Annotated in this window: 17 protein-coding genes and 1 tRNA gene; 6 read left to right on the top strand and 12 right to left on the bottom strand. The window is 66.0% G+C overall.

Going from position 1 to position 18,565, the window contains the following annotated elements; genetic code table 11:
- Genes CCK87_RS02000 through topA form a run of 4 tightly spaced genes read right to left on the bottom strand, consistent with a single transcriptional unit; the run spans position 1 to position 6,371 of the window.
- Complete coding sequence (locus CCK87_RS02000; RefSeq protein WP_086459829.1) at positions 1 to 1,578, bottom strand: alpha/beta hydrolase; 1,578 nt, start codon at positions 1,576 to 1,578, stop codon at positions 1 to 3.
- On the bottom strand, positions 1,575 to 2,732 hold the full coding sequence (locus CCK87_RS01995) for a DNA polymerase III subunit delta' (protein WP_086459828.1): 1,158 nt from the start codon (positions 2,730 to 2,732) through the stop codon (positions 1,575 to 1,577). Before CCK87_RS01995 ends, CCK87_RS02000 begins: the two co-directional genes overlap by 4 nt.
- 34 nt (positions 2,733 to 2,766) lie before the next feature.
- On the bottom strand, positions 2,767 to 3,420 hold the full coding sequence (gene tmk, locus CCK87_RS01990; RefSeq protein WP_086459827.1) for a dTMP kinase: 654 nt from the start codon (positions 3,418 to 3,420) through the stop codon (positions 2,767 to 2,769).
- Positions 3,417 to 6,371 carry a type I DNA topoisomerase gene (gene topA, locus CCK87_RS01985; protein ID WP_086459826.1) on the bottom strand — a complete coding sequence of 985 codons (2,955 nt, stop codon included), beginning with the start codon at positions 6,369 to 6,371 and terminating at the stop codon, positions 3,417 to 3,419. Before topA ends, tmk begins: the two co-directional genes overlap by 4 nt.
- Before the next feature lie 223 nt (positions 6,372 to 6,594).
- On the opposite strand from topA, the gene CCK87_RS01980 reads away from it, so the two are divergent.
- A complete protein-coding gene (locus CCK87_RS01980; protein ID WP_086459825.1) occupies positions 6,595 to 6,837 on the top strand; it encodes a hypothetical protein in 243 nt (80 codons plus the stop codon).
- Between the two features lie 11 nt (positions 6,838 to 6,848).
- Here CCK87_RS01980 and CCK87_RS01975 read toward each other — a convergent pair whose 3' ends face one another.
- From CCK87_RS01975 to CCK87_RS01955, 5 genes are all read right to left on the bottom strand, one after another.
- Complete coding sequence (locus CCK87_RS01975; protein WP_086459824.1) at positions 6,849 to 7,607, bottom strand: Rv3654c family TadE-like protein; 759 nt, start codon at positions 7,605 to 7,607, stop codon at positions 6,849 to 6,851.
- Entirely contained in the window at positions 7,604 to 8,014 is a 411-nt protein-coding gene (locus tag CCK87_RS01970) for a TadE family protein (RefSeq protein WP_086459823.1), read from the bottom strand. The genes CCK87_RS01975 and CCK87_RS01970 overlap by 4 nt, the downstream gene beginning before the upstream one ends.
- Positions 8,015 to 8,026: 12 nt before the next feature.
- Complete coding sequence (locus tag CCK87_RS01965) at positions 8,027 to 8,248, bottom strand: DUF4244 domain-containing protein (protein WP_086459822.1); 222 nt, start codon at positions 8,246 to 8,248, stop codon at positions 8,027 to 8,029.
- A gap of 97 nt (positions 8,249 to 8,345) precedes the next feature.
- On the bottom strand, positions 8,346 to 9,278 hold the full coding sequence (locus CCK87_RS01960) for a type II secretion system F family protein (RefSeq protein WP_086459821.1): 933 nt from the start codon (positions 9,276 to 9,278) through the stop codon (positions 8,346 to 8,348).
- Entirely contained in the window at positions 9,275 to 10,240 is a 966-nt protein-coding gene (locus CCK87_RS01955; RefSeq protein WP_249273719.1) for an ATPase, T2SS/T4P/T4SS family, read from the bottom strand. The genes CCK87_RS01960 and CCK87_RS01955 overlap by 4 nt, the downstream gene beginning before the upstream one ends.
- Positions 10,241 to 10,798: 558 nt before the next feature.
- Here CCK87_RS01955 and acs point away from each other — a divergent pair.
- Positions 10,799 to 12,766, top strand: a complete 1,968-nt coding sequence (acs, locus tag CCK87_RS01950; protein ID WP_086459820.1) for an acetate--CoA ligase — start codon at positions 10,799 to 10,801, stop codon at positions 12,764 to 12,766.
- A 13-nt stretch (positions 12,767 to 12,779) separates the two neighbouring features.
- Here the strand turns inward: acs and CCK87_RS01945 are convergent, their stop codons facing one another.
- Entirely contained in the window at positions 12,780 to 13,250 is a 471-nt protein-coding gene (locus CCK87_RS01945) for a RidA family protein (protein ID WP_086459819.1), read from the bottom strand.
- Positions 13,250 to 13,420 carry a hypothetical protein gene (locus CCK87_RS18170; protein WP_170927111.1) on the bottom strand — a complete coding sequence of 57 codons (171 nt, stop codon included), beginning with the start codon at positions 13,418 to 13,420 and terminating at the stop codon, positions 13,250 to 13,252. Before CCK87_RS18170 ends, CCK87_RS01945 begins: the two co-directional genes overlap by 1 nt.
- Positions 13,421 to 13,530: 110 nt before the next feature.
- Between CCK87_RS18170 and CCK87_RS01935 the strand changes: the two genes are divergently transcribed.
- From CCK87_RS01935 to CCK87_RS01920, 4 genes are all read left to right on the top strand, one after another.
- A complete protein-coding gene (locus tag CCK87_RS01935; RefSeq protein ID WP_170927110.1) occupies positions 13,531 to 16,005 on the top strand; it encodes a transglycosylase domain-containing protein in 2,475 nt (824 codons plus the stop codon).
- A 10-nt stretch (positions 16,006 to 16,015) separates the two neighbouring features.
- Positions 16,016 to 16,954 carry a metallophosphoesterase gene (locus CCK87_RS01930; RefSeq protein ID WP_086460329.1) on the top strand — a complete coding sequence of 313 codons (939 nt, stop codon included), beginning with the start codon at positions 16,016 to 16,018 and terminating at the stop codon, positions 16,952 to 16,954.
- 57 nt (positions 16,955 to 17,011) lie between these two features.
- A tRNA-Pro gene (locus CCK87_RS01925) sits at positions 17,012 to 17,088 on the top strand.
- A gap of 173 nt (positions 17,089 to 17,261) precedes the next feature.
- Positions 17,262 to 17,936, top strand: coding sequence for a GDSL-type esterase/lipase family protein (locus CCK87_RS01920; protein WP_140162741.1), 675 nt, complete (start codon positions 17,262 to 17,264; stop codon positions 17,934 to 17,936).
- Here CCK87_RS01920 and CCK87_RS01915 read toward each other — a convergent pair.
- On the bottom strand, positions 17,933 to 18,547 hold the full coding sequence (locus CCK87_RS01915) for a thymidine kinase (RefSeq protein WP_086459815.1): 615 nt from the start codon (positions 18,545 to 18,547) through the stop codon (positions 17,933 to 17,935). The two genes, CCK87_RS01920 and CCK87_RS01915, sit on opposite strands and share 4 nt — an antisense overlap.
- Positions 18,548 to 18,565: the final 18 nt, after the last annotated feature.

The raw sequence follows: 18,565 nt of genomic DNA, 5'->3' as shown, positions 1-18,565 counted from the left end.
TCAGCTCGTGCACCGCGGATCGGATGCCGGCACCGTGCCGTTGAGGAAGTAGTCGTCCACGGTCTGCTTGACGCAGCTCGACGAGCCGTAGGCCGTGTGGCCTTCTCCGACGAAGGTGATCAGATGACCGCTGGAGAGCTGGCCGGCGAGTCCCTCTGCCCAGGAATAGGGCGTGGCCGGGTCGCCGGTGGTGCCGACCACGAGAATCGGCGCCGCTCCCTGCGCGGTCACGGCGTGGGGCGTGCGCGTGGTCTTGTCGGGCCACGCGTCGCACGAGATGTCGCCATAGCTCCACCACGGTCCGACTGTAGGCGCGGCGGCAACGAGGTCGGCGTTCTGCTTCTGCACCGTGGCCGGGTCGTTCGTGTACGCGTAGTCGAGGCAGTTGATCGCCATGAAGGCCTCTGTCGAGTTGTCTTTGTAGCTGCCGTCGGCGTCGCGACCGTTGTAGCCGTCTGCGAACTGCATGGCGTAGTCGGCGTTGCCGGCGAAGACATCAGAGAACATGTCGCTCAGATAGCTCCAGTTGTCTGCGTTGTAGAGCGGGTAGATGATCGCCGTGAGCATCGTCGACGAACCGAGCTCACGCCCATCCGATGCCCGGATCGGGCTGGCGTCGACCTGCGCGATCAGATCGCCGATCTTGGCCATGCCGTCGTCGACGCTGCCCTCGAAGGGGCACGACGACTTCGTGAGGCAGTCCTTGAGGTAGGCCTTCAACGCGTTCTCGAAGCCGACGGCCTGACCGACGCTGACGTCGAAGTTGCTCGAGGTCGGGTCGAGGGCGCCGTCGAGCACGAGCCTGCCGACCTTCTCTGGATACAGATCGGCATAGGTCGACCCCAGGAACGTTCCGTAGGAGTATCCGAGGTAGTTGAGCTTGCTGTCGCCCAGCGTGGCGCGCAGCAGGTCGAGATCGCGCGCCGCGCTGACGGTGTCGACGTGCCCCAGGAGATCGGCACTGTTCTTCTCGCACGAGGTCGCGAACTGAGCCGCCGACGCCGTGTACGCGTCGAGCCACTGCTGCGACCCGCGCGCCCCGGGAAGGATGTCGTAGAGGTACGAGTCCATCTCTTTGTCGCTGAGGCAGCTGACGGCAGACGAACGGCCGACGCCTCGCGGGTCGAAACCGACCACGTCGTACTGCGCCTGCAGAGCATCGCTCACCGCGAAGTCGAGGCTGTCTTTGACGAAGTCGTAGCCGGAGCCTCCGGGCCCTCCCGGGTTGACGAGCAGCGACCCCAGACGGGCGCCTGGCCCACTGGCGGGATGCTTGACCAGCGCCAGGGAGACGTCGGACGCGGAGGGATCCTGCCAGTCGAGCGGGGCCTTCGCCTCGGCGCACTGAAGCCCACCACCACAGTCGGTCCAGGTGAGCACCTGATCGTAAAACGGGCGAAGATCTGCGTCGACGTCTTCGGCGTCCGGGGTCGACTCGGCTACCGGCCTGTCGCTGCCGCCCGAGGAGGAGCGATCGACGAACCACGTCGAGCAGCCCGAGACGAGAACGGTGACCGCAACAGCGGCGACGGCGAGAGAGACGAACCGTCGCTTGCGGCGCGGAGAGGTGACTGTCACGGGATGGTCCTTCGTTGGCGAGTGGCGGTGATGAGTGCTGCCTCGAGCGCGAGGGCGGGCGCGACGTTGGCGGCGATTCGACGACGGGCGACGGCGAGTGCATCGAGCACCGCGAGCGTGTCTGCGGGATCGCTGCCCGACGCGACCTCGTCGAGCCGCGGTTGAATGGCGGAATTGATCGTCGGCAGCCCCGAGCCCAACTGCACGAGAAGGATGTCACGGTACAGCGACATGAGGTCGACGAGAATGCGGTCGAGTCCATCGCGAAGGCTGCGCGTTGCCCGACGCTTCTGATCGTCTTCGAGGGTCTTGATCTGCGAACGGAGAGCGGGTGGCACGGCCTGCCCCGCCTCGACGCCCATCGAGCGCAACGCGCTCTCGCGCTCTTCGGCGTCGCGCTCGAGCGTGATCGCTTTGGCATCGTCGCCCGCGATCTCCATGAGGCGCGAGGCCGCGACGACGGCCTGCGGCACGTTCTGGATGCCCAGGGCGAGGCTCAAGGTCTCGTCACGTCGGGCGCGCGCTTCGTCGTTCGTGGCCAGGCGGTGCGCCATGCCGATGTGGCTCTGCGCCTCGCGGGCGGCTCGCTCTGCGACCTGCGGATCGACTCTGTCGCGTTTCTCGATGAGCGCGGCGACCTCGTCGACCCGGGGCACCCGCAGGCGAACCGAACGGACGCGCGAGCGGATCGTCGGAATGAGATCCGCCTCGCTGGGCGCACAGAGGATCCAGACGGTGCGCTCCGGTGGTTCTTCGAGCGCCTTCAGCAGCACATTGCTGGTGCGCTCGACCATGCGGTCGGCGTCTTCGATGACCATCACGCGGTAGCGGCCGACCGACGGCGAGAACTGCGAACTCGACACGAGTTTGCGCACCTCCTCGATCGAGATGATGACTCTCTCGGTGGTGAGCACGGCGAGATCGGGGTGAGTGCGGGCTTCGACCTGACGCGTGGTGGCCGGGTCGCCGTCGGCGCCGTGCCTGCTGAGCAGGGCCGCGGCGAACGCGTACGCGAGGTTCGAGCGCCCCGAACCGGGAGGACCGGTGATGAGCCAGGAGTGCGTCATCGAATCGCCCGAGTTCGCAGGGTCTGCTGCGGCGCGGAAGATGGCGATCGCATCGTCTTGGCCGGTCAAGTCGCTCCACACGGTCATAGAGACAACCTACCTGGAGCCGACGACAGGAGGCTCAGGATACGTCCGTTCCCGACGACTCGTCTCCGAGGAGCGGCTCTACCGCGGCGCGGATCTGTGCCGCGAGCGACTCGGGCGGCTGCGCCGCGTCGAGCACGAGGAAACGCTCAGGCTCCGCCCGGGCAAGGGCGAGAAACGCGGCCCGCACTCGGCCGTGGAACTCACTCTTCTCGTTCTCGAGTCGATCGAAGCGGGTACGCGATCCATCGAGTCGTGCGCGCGCCTGGTGTTCATCGAGATCGAGGAGGATCGTGAGGTCGGGCAGAAGCCCCTCGGCCGCCCACAGAGACAGGCTCCTGATCTCGGCTGAGTCGAGCACGCGGCCCGCACCCTGGTACGCCACCGACGAGTCGAGGTACCGGTCTTGGATGACCACGTCGCCTCGCTCGAGCGCCGGCCGCACCTTCGTGCTGATGTGATGCGCCCTGTCGGCCGCGTAGAGGAGCGCTTCGGCTCGCGGGCTGATGTGCCCGCGACTGTGCAGCACGATCTCGCGTACCTCTGTTCCGAAGTCGGTTCCGCCGGGCTCGCGGGTGCGTACGACGGTGCGGTGCTTGACATCGAGCCACTGCTCGAGGAGCGCTGCCTGGGTGGATTTACCCGAGCCGTCGCCGCCCTCGAGAGTGATGAAGAGTCCGGGTGCGGTCACGTCGTGGGCGCAGCCTTCGTCGCAGCAGCTTTCGTCGCGGTGGTCTTGGCCGCTGTGGTCTTGCGCGCCGCCGGTTTGCTGGCGGTGGTCGCACCATCGGTCGTCGCGGCAGTCTTCGACGCAGCGGCCTTCTTGACGGGAGCCTTCTTAGCCGCCGGCTTCTTAGCCGCCGGCTTCTTTGCAGCCGGCTTCTTGGCTGGGGCCTTCTTGGCCGCCGTCTTGCGGGGAGCCGCCGGCCCCTTCGCGCGCTTGTCGGCCAGCAGCTGCACTGCCCTCTCGAAGTCGACCTCTTCGACGGTCTCGCCCTTGGGGATGGTGGCGTTCGTCACTCCGTCGGTGACATAGGCGCCGAACCGGCCATCTTTGATGCGGATGGGCTTGCCGCTCTCGGGATCGGCCTCGAACTCCTTCAGCGCAGACGATGCACGCCGCGCCCCGTATTTCGGCTGGGCGAACAGTTCGAGGGCGCCGGGCAGGTCGATCTCGAAGATCATGTCTTCGCTGGTGATCGACCGGGTGTCGGTGCCCTTCTTGAGGTACGGTCCGAACTTGCCGTTCTGGGCCGTGATCGGCTCTCCCGATTCCGGGTCGTCGCCGACGACGCGGGGGAGGTCGAGCAGACGGAGGGCAGTCTCGATGTCGATCGTCGCCAGATCCATCGACTTGAACAGAGAGGCCGTGCGTGGCTTCGGGGCCGTGCTCTTCTTGGCTGCGGGCTTGCGAGCAGGGGCCTTCTTCGCCGTTCCCTCGGCGACGACAGCAGGCGCCGCCTCCACGACGGCAGCGGCTACCTCGGCGGGCGTCTCCGGCTCCGGGTCGACCTCGGTGACGTAGGGGCCGAATCGGCCGTCCTTGGCGACGACGTTCTTGCCCGTCTCCGGGTTCACTCCGATGACGCGGTCGACGACCACGGGAGCGTCGATCAACTCGCGAGCCTTCGCCTCGGTGAGCTCGTCGGGAGCGAGATCGGCAGGAATGTTCACCCTGCGCGGCACGGCGTCGTCTGCCGCGCCGTCTTCGCGCACCTCGAGGTACGGGCCGTATTTGCCGATGCGCAGAGTGATGTCCGGCGCGATGACGACGGAGTTGACGGTGCGAGCGTCGATGTCGCCGAGGTTGTCGATGACGTTGCGAAGGCCTCGGTGGCCCTCATTGCCGAAGTAGAACCCGTTGAGCCAGTCGACACGGTCCTGGTCTCCCCCGGCGATGCGGTCGAGATCGTTCTCGAGCGTCGCGGTGAAGTCGTAGTTGACCAGGTCGCCGAAGTAGTCCTCGAGAAGCCGCACGACCGAGAACGCGATCCAGCTCGGCACGAGCGCCTGACCTCGAGGCGAGACATACCCGCGGTCGATGATGGTCGAGATGATCGACGCGTAGGTCGACGGGCGGCCGATGCCGAGCTCGTCGAGCGTCTTCACCAGGCTCGCCTCTGTGTAGCGGGGCGGCGGCGAGGTCTCGTGACCCGCAGCATCCACCGACACGGCGCGCAACAACTGGCCCTCTGTGAGGGGCGGAAGCTTGGCCTCGGCCGGCTCGGCGGGACCGTTGCGGTCTTCGTCCTGGCCTTCTTCGTAGGCGTGCAGGAATCCACGGAAGGTGATCACGGTTCCGCTCGCCGTGAACTCGGCGAGTGCGGGCTCGGTCATGCCCTCGACGGCTGTGGGGCCGGCGGCGATGGTGACGGATGCCGTGACACCTTTCGCGTCGGCCATCTGCGACGCGACGGTGCGCTTCCAGATCAGGTCGTAGAGCTTGAAGTCGTTTCCGCGCAGCGTGGAGGCGAGCTGCGTCGGCGTGCGGAACGTCTCTCCCGCGGGGCGGATCGCCTCGTGCGCCTCCTGCGCGTTCTTGCTCTTGCCGGCATAGAGGCGGGGCTTGTCGGGAACGGTCTCCGCTCCGTACAGGGACTTCGCCTGCGAGCGCGCGGCGTTGAGTGCCTGCTGCGAGAGCGACGGCGAGTCGGTTCGCATATAGGTGATGTACCCGTTCTCGTAGAGAGACTGGGCGACGCTCATGGTCTGTCGTGCCGAGAAGCGGAGCTTGCGCGACGCCTCCTGCTGCAGGGTCGAGGTGGTGAATGGGGCCGCGGGCCGACGGGTGTACGGCTTCGAGTCGACAGACGAGACCGCGATGTTCACTCCGGGAGCGGCTAGCGCCGCGGCGAGCGCCTTGGCGCCGGCCTCGTCGAGTGCGGTCGCCTTCGACTTGAGCTTGCCGTTCTCGTCGAAATCACGGCCGGAGGCAACGCGTTCGCCGTTGATCCGAGCCAGTCTCGACTCGAAGCCCTCGGACTTCGACAACGCTTCGAGCTCTGGGGAGAGGTGAGCGGTGAGGTCCCAGTAGCCGGCGGCGGTGAAGGCGAGACGCTCACGCTCACGCTCGACGACGAGTCTCGTCGCGGCGGACTGCACGCGACCTGCCGACAGCCCCGGGCCGATCTTGCGCCACAGCACCGGCGAGACCTCGTAACCATAGAGACGGTCGAGGATGCGCCGAGTCTCTTGGGCGTCGACGAGCGCGCCGTCGATCTGGCGGGTGTTGTCGCGCGCCTTCTCGATGGCCTCACGAGTGATCTCGTGGAACACCATGCGGTGTACGGGAACCTTGGGCTTCAGCACCTCGAGCAGGTGCCACGCGATGGCCTCTCCCTCGCGGTCTTCATCAGTTGCGAGGTAGAGCTCGCTGGCACCGGCCAGCGCTTTCTTCAGCTCGGCGACCGTCTTCTTCTTGGCATCGCTCACGACGTAGTACGGGGCGAAGCCCTTCTCGACGTCGACCGAGAACTTGCCAAGCGACCCGGTCTTGAGTTCGGCGGGAAGATTCTTGGGCTCGATGAGGTCACGGATGTGACCGACGGACGCCTGCACCTCGAAACCGTCGCCGAGGTATTGGGCGATGGACTTGACCTTGGTCGGGGACTCGACGATCACGAGCTTTTTCGGGCCTGGCACTGTGCTCCTCAGGAGGAATAAAGAGAATCGAACCACTCGCGATAATCTCGGGTAAGCGTCTTCGACGGGGTTCGGCGGGCACTGATGGCCCATCTGCCACACCATACACACCTCTTTACCCTGATTGCCTAATTACCTAAGCGGCGAGGAAGCGCGGGTAACCCCTTGCGCAGATCGCCCGGGTGAGGAAGATGGAAAGCGACCTCATAGGAGAGGATGCGAAATGACAACGACAGAATTCGGAAGTTACACCGCGAAACTCACGGACGGCCCCTTGGAAGGGCGCACCGTTCGAACGGAGTTCTCTCAGGCGGGCGAGCCCCTCGCACAACTCGAGATCCCGGCGGGAGCCGCGAAACGCTACGTCTATCTGCGTGGCAGCGGCGTGGAGTACAACGGTGAGGGCGAGAACGCCGCGTTGCCGTCGGCCGTGGACTATCGCTTCATCGAGTCTCGGCTGGGCTGAGCAGCGGCGCATCACCCCGCGTAGTCCCAGTGCCATGGCTCGTCGGGATCGGTGAGCGGTTCGAATCCGAACTGTGCGGCGTTCTCGACGAGCCAGGCGTGCTGGGCCGCCCCTCGAACAACGGGCGGGTTGACGAAGTCGACGGCAATGGCCTGGCCGTGATTCGAGGTGCCGGGAATCGCCGCCCGCGGCCAGCCGTACTCGTCGAACGCCTGCTGTTGGCCGGCGAGATCGCGATACCCCTCGTCGACCGGAAGGTAGTCGCCCGTCTGCGAGTGGTACGCGTCGAGCATCTGCACGAGTGCGGATGCCGCGTCGGGGCGCAGATAGACGGGCGGGTCGGCGCGAACGCCCGGATACGAGACCACCATCAGGTTCTCAAGCGGGATCGCCCCATTTGCGCCCGACGTCTGATGGGTCGGTCGCGGTACCGCAGCCCGTGCGGTCACGGAGTACGTCGTCGCGAAGATGTCGCGGCCGACGGTCACCGTGGCCTCCTCGCCGTGCACGTCGCAGCTCACCAGCGTCGCCTGGTTGAGCGTCGCCACCTCCGCCGCACTATCGCAGGCCTGAGCGGTCGAGCTCGATGACGCCGTCTCGGCAGCCGCGATGGCCGCGGAGTCCGCTGCCGCATTCGCTGACGCCTTGGCCGGCATGACAGAGAAGAGCGACAGAGCCAGCAGCGAGAAGGCCATCGTTCCCGCGGCTATCGTCAGCGCCAGCATTCCTCCCGCGCCCCGGTCATCGATGACGCGGCGCCGAACGGTCATTGGCCGCCGCCCAACGCGCACGTGGTCGACGCCACGGGCATGGCGGCGAGCGCGAACGGACCGGCCGTCGCCGACACGGTGACCGTCGCGCAGACGAAGCGGCCTTCGGCGTTCGAGGAGAGAACCGCGCCGTCACCCAAGAGTCTCGTCACGGTCTCGGTCGCACCGGCGTCGTCGCCTCGACCGAGCAGTCGGGCCGCCGATGATGCTGCATCGGCGACCCGCATCTGCTGCACGATGAGCTGAAATCCTCCGAGCACGGCCGCAACGATGACGAGCACCGCCGGCAACACGGTGACGAACTCCATGGTGACGCTGCCGCCGTCGGCACGGAGTGCCCGGAACGCTCGGAACGCCCGGAACGCCCGGAACGTGCGGGTGGCTCCGGGAACGGGGATCTGCTGCATCGTGCCGCCCTGCTATCCGGCGAAGCTCAGCGCCGTGCGCACGAGGTCCATGAGGATCTCTTTGACCGCGTCGCCGCGGAGGAGCATCACCAGGAGGCCCGCTAGGCTCACGGCCGCCATCGTGGCGACCACGTACTCCGCAGTCGCGGCTCCCTCGTCGTCACCGAGCGCGTGCACGGCACTCTCGGTCGACCTCGCCGTTCTGCGGGAGGTCGTGTTCAGGTCTCTCATCATTTCTCGCTCTCTTCGGTTTCGGCACGAGTGAGGTGGGTGCTCCAAGCCTCGACGCGGGGGTGCGCGCGGTCAGCGGTCGAGCTCGATCTGTGCGGGCTCATGAGAGTCCGACCACGGTGGAGGAGAAGATGGAGATCATCATCGGCGCGACGCCGAGCAGCATGAATGCCGGGAGCACGCACACCCCGAGAGGGATCATGAGTGTCGTGCCCAGGGCCGCAGCGCGCGACTGCGCCCGACTCGTCGCCTCGCGGCCGATCTGTCTCGCCTCGCTCTGCAGCAGTTCGGCCGCCGGCACCCCCGCGGCTCGTGACAGCGCGAGCACCCGGTCGATGCGTCGCGGATCGTCGGATTCACCGAGCTCGTGCAGCCGGAGGGCCTCGGTCGCCAGCTCGCGAGCGCGTGCGAGCGACCCGCCGCCAGAAAGACCGATGGCCACCAGTTGCGCGGTCAGCCCCGGTGACGACTCGCTCGGCCTCGCCCTGGCCACGAGTCGGGATGTCCACCGCGCAGCGGCGACCGTTAGCACCGCGCCGGCGAAGAGACAGCCGATACCCAGAGGCGTACCGAACAGCACCCCGATCGTGTCGAAACCCAGAAGGGTTCCGAAGAGTAGGCCGAGCACGGGCATAACACCGACGAATCGAGCTGTGGCTCGAGGGCCGGCGAGAGCAGCATCGACGTCTCGGTGCAGCTGACCGAGCTGGCGAAGAGTGTCGGCGGTCTCGCGCAGGCTCGACGCGAGCGGAGCCCCGCTCTCGTGCGCGACGAACCAGGAGGCGGCGACGGCTCTCCACGCCGAACCTGCCTGAGCTGCTTCGGTCGATGATGCCGCGCTCATGATCGCCGCCGGGATCGAGGCGCCGGCCGTGACCGTACGGGCGACCTCCTCGACCGCCGTGTCGGATTCACCCACGTCGCTCAGATAGCGCCAGGCATTCGCGGGCGCCACCCCTGCGCCGAGCATCACCGCGAGCCGTTGCACCACCGAGGCGACCGCCTCGACAGAGAGCGCATCCGCCGCCATCATTCGACCGCCTCGACCTGCAGCCGACCGGCGGCATCGATGCCGAACCTGCCCACGGCATCCAGAACCCGGCGCACCCCGCGGCGTTCGAGGTGAAGCACAAGGCCGATGGCGCTCACCGCCTGCCTGGCCACCGTCTGCGGGCTCATCGCCGCGAGCGAACCGAGTGCCTCGAGTCGCGCCGGCACGTCGTCGAGCGAGTTCGCGTGCAGCGTGCCGGCGCCGCCGTCATGCCCGGTGTTGAGTGCTGACAGCAGTTCGCGGATCTCGCCGCCCCGGCACTCGCCGAGAACGAGCCTGTCGGGCCGCATGCGAAGCGCTTCGCGCAGCAGCCGATCGAGCCCCACGCCGCCGGCTCCCTCGAGGTTCGGCTGACGCGTCTCGAGCGCAATGAAGTGGGGATGCTCCACGCGGAGTTCCGCGACGTCCTCGACTGCGATGATGCGGTCTGCGGGGTCGGCCGCCGCCAGAAGCGCGGAGAGAAACGTGGTCTTGCCGCTGCCCCCGGCGCCTGTGATCAGGAGATTCGCCCGGTTGCGCACGGCGCCGTCGATGAACGCGCGGGCCCCCTCGGCCTCGGCCCCCTCGCCGAAGAGTCCGGAGGCCGCCAGCGAGTCGAGCCGAGGGCGGTCGAGCGGCGGAATGCGGATGGAGAGGAGGGTGCCGCGCGGGGCGATCGGAGGAAGAGCGGCGTGCACCCGGATGCCGTCGTGGAGTCGCACATCGGCACACGGAGTGGCCTCGTCGATATGCCTGCCGCCACGGGCGACGATCGCGACGGCGAGGTCACGGAGCTTCGCCTCACTGGGGCACGACCAGGTCGACTGCCGCACGAGTCCCGCTCCCCTGTCGACCCAGAGGTCGTCTGGGCCGTTGACGAAGACATCGGTCACATCGGGATCGCTCACGTACCTCGCGAGCGGCCCGAAGTCGGATGCGCCGACCCGGCTGCGCGGCTCAGGCATCGGGCGGCGTGCTTCACGAGGCTCCGTGCCCGCGCCTTCGGTGGGGGATGGCGGCGCGGGCACGGGTCGAGGCGCGCTCAGCACGGGAGCTGCGACGAAGGGTTCGCGCAAGTGCGCTGCCTCGTCGGGCCTGTCTTCCGTGTACTGTCTGCTCGCCATGTCCACGACGGTAGAAGCAGCTGACGTGCCGATGTGGGTCGACGGCGAGATTGTGGACGGTTCTCTCTACGTACCGATGGGGAGGACGAGATGCGTCTTCCGGCTCGCGCCGACGAGAGCCGTTAAAAGAGAAGGGGCGGCACCTAATGGGGGGAAAAGGTGCCGCCGTAGCAACGCTGGATTGGGGGAATCCGTATGTGCGTTGCATCTGGAAACGAGGTCCAGTGGGATCGAGTTTACTCGCCGGAAACATAACCGCAACTTCCCTCAGCTTTTTCTCAGCGGACCCCAGCAGAGGCACATTTTCCGGGGGCAACGCGATGCAACATCGCCTTTCTTTCGGGCCCTCCGGGGCTGGCTAAGCTGGCATCAGCCGTCGCAAAGGAGCGCACTGAAACCATGAGCAATCGCATCGACAATCTTCTCCACGAGGCCCGCCGTTTTCCGCCCACTGAGGAGTTCGCGGCGAACGCGGTCGCGGGTCCAGAGCTCTATGAAGCGGCGCAGAATGACCGCTTGCGATTCTGGGCAGACCGGGCGCGTGAACTGCTGCACTGGCACACTCCGTTCACCCGCACTCTCGACTGGACGAACCCGCCCTTCGCGAAGTGGTTCGACGACGGCGCCCTGAACGTGGCCTACAACTGCCTCGACCGCCACGTGCTCGCCGGCAATGGCGACCGCGTCGCGCTGCACTGGGAGGGTGAGCCCGGAGACTCGCGCAGCTACACCTACGCCGAGCTCACCAGCGAGGTCAAACGCGCCGCGAATCTGCTGACGAGCCTCGGCATCCGCCAAGGCGACCGCGTGGCGATCTATCTGCCGATGATCCCCGAGGCCGTCATCTCCATGCTGGCTGTCGCCCGCATCGGCGCCGTGCACTCCGTGGTGTTCGGCGGCTTCAGCGCCGAGAGCCTGCGCAGCCGCATCGACGACGCGAGCGCCAAACTGGTCATCACCGCCGACGGCGGGTATCGCAAGGGGTCCGTGTTCCCGCTCAAACACGCCGTGGATGCCGCCCTGGCGGCAGACGGCGACAGCACCGTCTCGCACGTGCTCGTCGTCAAGCGCGGCGGCAACGACGTGGAATGGGTGGAGGGCCGCGACCTCTGGTGGCACGACGAGATGGTCGCCGTCGACGACGAGCACGTCGCGAAGGCGTTCCCCGCCGAGAACCCCCTATTCATCCTCTACACGTCGGGAACGACGGGAAAGCCGAAGGGCATCCTGCACACCTCCGGCGGCTACCTAACTCAGACGGCCTTCACCCACCGGTCTGTCTTCGACCTGCACGCGGAGTCCGACGTCTACTGGTGCACCGCCGACGTGGGCTGGATCACGGGCCACAGCTATGTGGTCTACGGCCCGCTCGCCAACGGCGCCACGCAGGTGCTCTACGAGGGAACGCCCGACTCGCCCCACCCCGGCCGTTGGTGGGAGATCATCCAGAAGTACGGTGTCTCGATCTTCTACACCGCGCCCACGGCCATCCGCTCGTTCATGAAGGCCGGCCGGCAGATTCCACAGCAGTTCGATCTCTCGAGTCTGCGCCTGCTCGGCTCGGTGGGCGAACCGATCAACCCCGAGGCATGGATCTGGTATCGCGATGTGATCGGCGGCGGCGAGACCCCGATCGTCGACACATGGTGGCAGACGGAGACGGGCGCGATCATGGTGTCGGCCCTGCCCGGGGTGACCACGCTCAAACCGGGTTCGGCGCAGGTCGCGATTCCCGGCATCCAGATCGAGGTTCTCGACGACGAGGGGCACGATGTCGGACTCGACTCCGGCGGCCTGCTGGTGGTCAGCGAGCCGTGGCCATCGATGCTGCGCGGAATCTGGGGCGACCCCGAGAGGTACAAAGAGACCTACTGGGACAAGTTCGGCACAGTGCGAAATCCCCCCGTGTACTTTGCCGGAGACGGCGCTCGCCGAGATCGCGATGGCGACCTGTGGCTGCTCGGACGCGTCGACGACGTGATGAACGTCTCGGGGCACAGGCTCTCGACGGCAGAAATCGAGTCGGCGCTCGTGTCGCATCCCATGGTCGCCGAGGCCGCCGTGGTCGGAGCCGAAGACGAGGCGACCGGCCAGGCGGTCGTCGCCTTCGTGATCGTGCGCACGAGCCAGGCCGACGTTGCGACGGCCGACGAGGCATCCGCTCTGCTTCGCGCCCACGTGGCCGAGCAGATCGGCGCGATCGCGAAACCGCGCACCGTCTTTCTTGTTGCGGAGCTGCCCAAGACACGATCGGGCAAGATCATGCGGCGGCTGCTGAGAGATGTGGCCGAGGGCCGTGAGGTCGGAGACACCACGACCCTCGCAGACACGCAGGTGATGCAGATCATCACCGACAGGCTGAAGTGATCGGTCGGCGCGCCTAGGCGAACTCGACGATCACCTCGATCTCGACGGGAGCGTCGAGAGGAAGGGCGGCGACGCCCACGGCCGAACGCGCGTGAATGCCACGATCGCCGAACAGGTCGACGAGGAATTCGGACGCGCCGTTGATGACTCCGGGCTGCCCCGTGAACGACGGGTCGGATGCGACGAATCCGGTCACCTTGACGACCCGCGTCACACGGTCGAGCGAGCCGATCACGTTCTCGACCGCGGCCAGCGCGTTGAGAATGGATGTCTGCGCGAGCGACTTCGCGATCGACGGAGAGACCAGTTCGTGTCCGTCGCCAACCTTGCCCGTGTATTCGAGGCTTCCGTCGACGAACGGAAGCTGTCCGGCTGTGAAGACGAGATTGCCCGAGATCACCGCGGGGATGTACGCCGCGACCGGGGGTACGACCGTGGGGATGGTGACTCCGAGCTCAGCGAGGCGAGCCGCGATCACGCTCATCAGGAGGCCTCCCCCGCTGCGGCGACAGGACGCTTGAGGTAGGCGACGAGCCCGCCTTCGGGGCCCGTGACGATCTGCACGAGTTCCCAACCCTTGGCGCCCCAGGTGTTGAGGATCCCCGTCGTGTTGTGGATCATGAGCGGTGTTGTGACGTACTCCCAAGTGGGCATCCGCGTTCCTTTCTGGGCATTTGCCAGCATCATCGATTACTCTCGAGCATATGTCTGCCCAGAAATCTAAGGTTAGCGGCGTCATCGGAGCGATCCTTGGACTCGCGGGGATGAGCGCCATTGCTGGCGTTCTCGTCACGGCCATGGTCGCCCCCGCGCTCGCAGTCACCGGTATCGCAACGAACAACTCCATCGGCATGTTCGAGAACCTGCCGGAGTACATCAAGCCCGACGTCCTCTCACAGCGTTCGGAGATCTACGCCAAGGGTGCCGACGGCAACCCTGTGCTGCTCGCCGCCGCCTTCGACCAGAACAGGCTAGAGGTCGGCTGGGATCAGATCTCGCCGTTCGTCAAGGACGCCGTGGTGTCTGTGGAGGATCCCCGGTTCTATTCACACGGTGGCGTGGACATCATCTCTTCCGCTCGTGCCGCGGCCCAGAACGCGATCGGCGGCGATGGCCCCGGCGCCTCGACCATCTCGATGCAGTATGTGCGCAACATCCTCATCCAGAAGACTCAAGAGATCACCGACGAGGCCAAGCGCGACAAGGCGTTCGAAGACGCCACGAAGACGAGCGTCGACCGCAAGCTCAAAGAGATGAAGCTGGCGATCGGTCTCGAGAAGGAGTACTCGAAAGACCAGATCCTTCTGGGCTACCTGAATATCTCGAACTTCGGCGGCACCGTCTACGGAATCGAAGCCGCGGCTCAGTACTACTACGGCGTATCGGCTGCCAACGTCTCAGTGGCCCAGGCAGCGAGTCTCGTCGCCATGGTCAACGAGCCCAACGGCCTGCGCATCGACCAGCCGGATCAGCCCGAGAAGATCACTGAGAACCAGGCCCGACGCGACGTCAACATCCTCCCTGCGATGCTGAGGGAGCACAAGATCACGCAGGCGCAGTTCGACGAGGCCGTCGCCACGCCGGTCACGCCGAACATCATGCAGCCGTCGACCGGCTGCCAGACCGCGAACGCCACGGGATCCGCGTTCTTCTGCGACTACGTCTCGTATGTCATCAAGAACGACCCGACCTTCGGCGACACAGAAGAGGCGCGCTGGGAGAAGTTCAAGACCGGCGGCTACCGCATCTACACGACCCTCGATGTCGACCTCCAGTCGCAGGCTTGGGAGGCCATGAAGGCCAACGTGCCTGATACGGATCAGGGGGCCTTCAAGATCGGATCGTCGGTCGTGACGGTGCAGCCGGGCACCGGCCGCGTTCTGGCCATGGTGCAGAACAAGGACTACAACGCCGACCCCGAGACCACCCAGCCCAACCAGACATCGATCAACTTCAGTACGGACTACGCCTACGGCGGATCGAGCGGCTTCCAGCAGGGCTCCACGTACAAGGTTTTCACCCTCGCCGAGTGGCTGAAGCAGGGCCACGCACTCGGTGAGATCGTCAACGGCAATCGTCAGACGTTCAACCTGTCGACCTTCCGTAACCACTGCGAGGGAGCTTCCGGCGGGTCATACACCGCAAACAACGACAGCAACCAGACTCCGGGCAATATGACGGTTACGGCAGCGACCGCAGCCTCCGTCAACAATGCGTTCCTCGCAATGGCACAGAAGCTCGACATGTGCGACATCACCCAGACGGCAGAGGCCTTCGGCATGCACCGCGCCGACGGGCAGCCGATGATGCAGAACGTGGCCGGCGTGCTCGGCACCAACGAGGTGTCGCCCCTCACCGTTGCCGCGTCGTACGCCGGCATCGCGGCAGGAGGAAACTTCTGCACGCCCGTCGCGATCGACCGCATCACCGACGCGGCCGGCAACGAGCAGCCGCACCCCACCACGGTGTGCAAGCAGGCCGTCGACCCGAACGTAGCCGCGGCCATGGCCGTAGCGATGCAGGCCGTGACCGCGGGCGGCGGAACGGGCTCGGGAGGTAATCCCTTCGATGGCCACGCTCTGATCGGTAAGACCGGAACGACCGACGGCGAAGTTCAGTTGTGGTTTGCGGGCGCGACTACCAAACTCGCCACGGCCGTATGGACGGGCAATATCGAGGGCAAGACCTCGCTCCGCAACACGAGCGTCAACGGCACCGGCGCGAGCAACCTGCGTTTCAGCGTGTTCAAGCAGTACATGACCCAGGCCAATCAGAAGTACGGCGGTGATGACTTCCCGAAACCGACCAGCTCACTCCTGAATGCGCCGCAGGTGACCATTCCTGACGTGCGAGGCAAGTCCATCACCGAGGCCAAGTCCATCGTCGAGGCCGCCGGATTCACCTTCCTCGACGGAGGTGCAATCGATAGCGACGTGCCAGCAGGCCTCGCGGCTGGAACCGATCCGGGCGCGGGCAACAGTGCCCCGAAGGGCTCACAGCTGTCGGTGCTGACAAGCAATGGACAGCTGAAGCCCGTTCCTGATGTGTCCGGAATGGAGTTGGGAGCGGCAGCACAAGCGATCCAGGCAGCCGGATTCAAGTTCTCGCCGGCCACACAGGTGCAGCAGACCGACGCGAATTGCAACAACAAAGTCGCCCTCGGCTCCACCCCCGCCGCTGGCTCCTTGGCGAATCCCGCGACCGCGAGCGTAGCCCTCATCATCTGCAAGAAGCCCTAGCGAGGTGGAGATGTCCCGCCAGGCGAAGGTCGCCGCGACAGCCCTCGGGCTGACCGCGGCGGCCGGAGCCGCGGCCTTCGCCTGGGGCTCGCTCGTCGAGCGTCGGCTCTACACCCTTCGTCGCGTCTCCGCACCCGTGCTCCCGGCCGGTGCGACGGACATCCGTGTCTTGCACATCTCAGATCTGCACATGGCTCCGTGGCAGCACGACAAGCAGGAGTGGGTGAGGAGACTCGCCTTGCTGGAACCCGATCTCGTGGTCGATACCGGCGACAATCTGGGCCACACCGCCTCCTACGAGGCGATCGCGTACGCGCTCGAGCCCTTCCGAGGTGTGCCGGGCGTCTTCGTCAACGGGTCGAATGACTACTTCGGTCCCACGTTCAAGAGCCCCCTGCGCTACTTCATGGGACCCTCGAAGATGCATCGCGACCCGACGCGACTCGATACCGCACGGCTCGAAGGCACGTTCGCCGATCTCGGTTGGCAGAACCTCAATAATCGAGCTACAAACCTGGTGGTCAACGGCACCCGCATCGAGTTCTTCGGCGTCGACGATCCGCATCGCCACTACGACCGGCTCGACCGCATTCCCGGGGCACTCGACGAGTTGCGCGAGGACCAAGACGACGACTACGCGGCCGACCTCACGATCGGCGTGTCTCACGCCCCGTACCAGCGTGTGCTCAACTCCTTCGTGACGCACGGAGCCGACGTGATCTTCGCCGGCCACACGCACGGAGGCCAGGTGTGCGTGCCTGGCTTCGGCGCCCTCATCACGAATTGCGACATTCCGAGAGATCAGGTCAAAGGCTTGAGTGTGTGGCGACACGGGTTGCGCGCGGCGTACCTCAATGTCTCCGCAGGTCTCGGCACGTCGATCTACGCCCCGTTCCGCTTCTCGTGCCTACCAGAGGCGACGCTGCTGACGCTCACCTCGTCGCGCTGACCGGTGCACGCGGCCCCTTCCGAAATCGGCTAGGATGATTGAGGCCTTCGGGCTGATCGGGGTATGGCGCAGCTTGGTAGCGCGCGTCGTTCGGGACGACGAGGTCGCAGGTTCAAATCCTGTTACCCCGACCAACACAGAAGACCCCCTCTCATACGAGAGGGGGTCTTCTGTGTTTAAGAGATGTACAGGTTTACGGAATGTACATGTCACGGAGTCATCACGCTCCGAGTCGACACTCGGCTTACTCCGCTAGGTTTCGAGAGTGAACACACTCGCTCGCCGCAGCCCGCGACGGAATGGCATCATGACTCTTCTGACCGCCGTGGCCTCAGTGACCGTTCTTCTGTTCGGCGGGGTCTTCGCGTCTGCGCAGCCCGCGGCGGCCGCCGAGGTCGTCGAGGCCAAGCCGCCGTTGGTCGTCTTCATCGGAAACTCTTTCACCGGCGGGTCGGCGATGGACTCCGGTGGCATCGCTCGCTTTCCGTCGCTGCTCTCGGCGGAACTCAAATTCCCCTACATGACCCTGACCGCCGACGGTGCTGGCTACGCGTCCGCCGGTGACCAATCCCGCACCTTCCTCGCCCTCGCCAAGAAAGTACCCGAGAACGCGGCGGTCGTCGTCGTACTCGGCAGCGACGATGACGCAGACAAGACAGCGGCAGACATCCGGTCAGGAGCGGCCGAGACCTACGCCCGCATCCACAATCAGGCGCCCGGCGCTGTCATTCTCGCTGTGGCGTCGCCATGGGGCCAGACGCCGACGCCCAAAGGCGTGGTGACGGCGCGAGACGCCGTACGGGACGCAGCCCTGCAAGACGGCAACGCCTTCGTCGACACGATCACCGACAAGTGGCTGGTTGCCGGGCCCACCGGCCAGGTTGGATCCGACGGCGTGCACCCGACCGATGTAGGCCATGCCGAGATGGCCAAGTATCTGGCGCCGGTGCTGCGTCTGCTTCTGCCTACCCGCTCGGCCTAAGACGTGCTGCCGAGCACACCGCCGCTTTCCTCGAGGTAGCAGACGCCGCACAGCGATTCGTAGGTCACGTGCTCGCCATCGATCGCGACCTGGGCGCCGTCGAAGACGAATACGTCGTCGATCTTGCGCGAGTTGAAAATCGCCTTGCGCCCGCAACGGCAGATGGTCTTGAGCTCTTCGAGGCTGTGCGCGATCTCCATGAGCCGCGCACTGCCGGGAAACGCCGACGTCTGGAAGTCGGTGCGAATACCGTAGGCCAACACGGGCACATCGTCGAGGATCGCAATGCGCAGAGCATCGTCGACCTGCTCGGGTGAGAGGAACTGAGCCTCGTCGATCAGAAGGCACGAGATCTCGCCGGAGCCATTCGCGATGGACTGGTTGCGGCGCTGCAGGAAGTCGGCCCTGAGATTCGATGACGGAGTCACGAGAAAGTCGACCTCGCGCGTCACACCGAGGCGCGAGACGATGCGGGTGTCACCCTTCGTGTCGACCGAGGGCTTGGCGATGAGCACGTTCTGGTGGCGCTCCTCGTAGTTGTAGGCGGCCTGGAGCATCGCCGTGCTCTTGCCGCTGTTCATCGCCCCGAACCGGAAGTAGAGTTTCGCCACGCATCCCAGGGTAGTTGC

The organism is Agreia sp. VKM Ac-1783, assembly GCF_900177765.1.
In the GTDB taxonomy this organism is placed as follows: domain Bacteria; phylum Actinomycetota; class Actinomycetes; order Actinomycetales; family Microbacteriaceae; genus Agreia.
The sequence above is the reverse complement of the archived record's forward strand: the minus strand, read 5'-3'. Positions and strand labels throughout refer to the sequence as shown.

Excerpts from the sequence above, each read along its gene's own strand:
- CCK87_RS01995 (WP_086459828.1), bottom strand. The coding sequence starts at position 2,732 with ATGACCGTGTGGAGCGACTTGACCGGCCAAGACGATGCGATCGCCATC.
- CCK87_RS01980 (WP_086459825.1), top strand. The coding sequence starts at position 6,595 with ATGACAACGACAGAATTCGGAAGTTACACCGCGAAACTCACGGACGGC.
- CCK87_RS01975 (WP_086459824.1), bottom strand. The coding sequence starts at position 7,607 with ATGACCGTTCGGCGCCGCGTCATCGATGACCGGGGCGCGGGAGGAATG.
- CCK87_RS01970 (WP_086459823.1), bottom strand. The coding sequence starts at position 8,014 with ATGCAGCAGATCCCCGTTCCCGGAGCCACCCGCACGTTCCGGGCGTTC.
- CCK87_RS01965 (WP_086459822.1), bottom strand. The coding sequence starts at position 8,248 with ATGATGAGAGACCTGAACACGACCTCCCGCAGAACGGCGAGGTCGACC.
- CCK87_RS01960 (WP_086459821.1), bottom strand. The coding sequence starts at position 9,278 with ATGATGGCGGCGGATGCGCTCTCTGTCGAGGCGGTCGCCTCGGTGGTG.
- CCK87_RS01955 (WP_249273719.1), bottom strand. The coding sequence starts at position 10,240 with ATGCCTGAGCCGCGCAGCCGGGTCGGCGCATCCGACTTCGGGCCGCTC.
- acs (WP_086459820.1), top strand. The coding sequence starts at position 10,799 with ATGAGCAATCGCATCGACAATCTTCTCCACGAGGCCCGCCGTTTTCCG.
- CCK87_RS01945 (WP_086459819.1), bottom strand. The coding sequence starts at position 13,250 with ATGAGCGTGATCGCGGCTCGCCTCGCTGAGCTCGGAGTCACCATCCCC.
- CCK87_RS18170 (WP_170927111.1), bottom strand. The coding sequence starts at position 13,420 with ATGCCCACTTGGGAGTACGTCACAACACCGCTCATGATCCACAACACG.
- CCK87_RS01935 (WP_170927110.1), top strand. The coding sequence starts at position 13,531 with ATGAGCGCCATTGCTGGCGTTCTCGTCACGGCCATGGTCGCCCCCGCG.
- CCK87_RS01930 (WP_086460329.1), top strand. The coding sequence starts at position 16,016 with ATGTCCCGCCAGGCGAAGGTCGCCGCGACAGCCCTCGGGCTGACCGCG.
- CCK87_RS01920 (WP_140162741.1), top strand. The coding sequence starts at position 17,262 with ATGACTCTTCTGACCGCCGTGGCCTCAGTGACCGTTCTTCTGTTCGGC.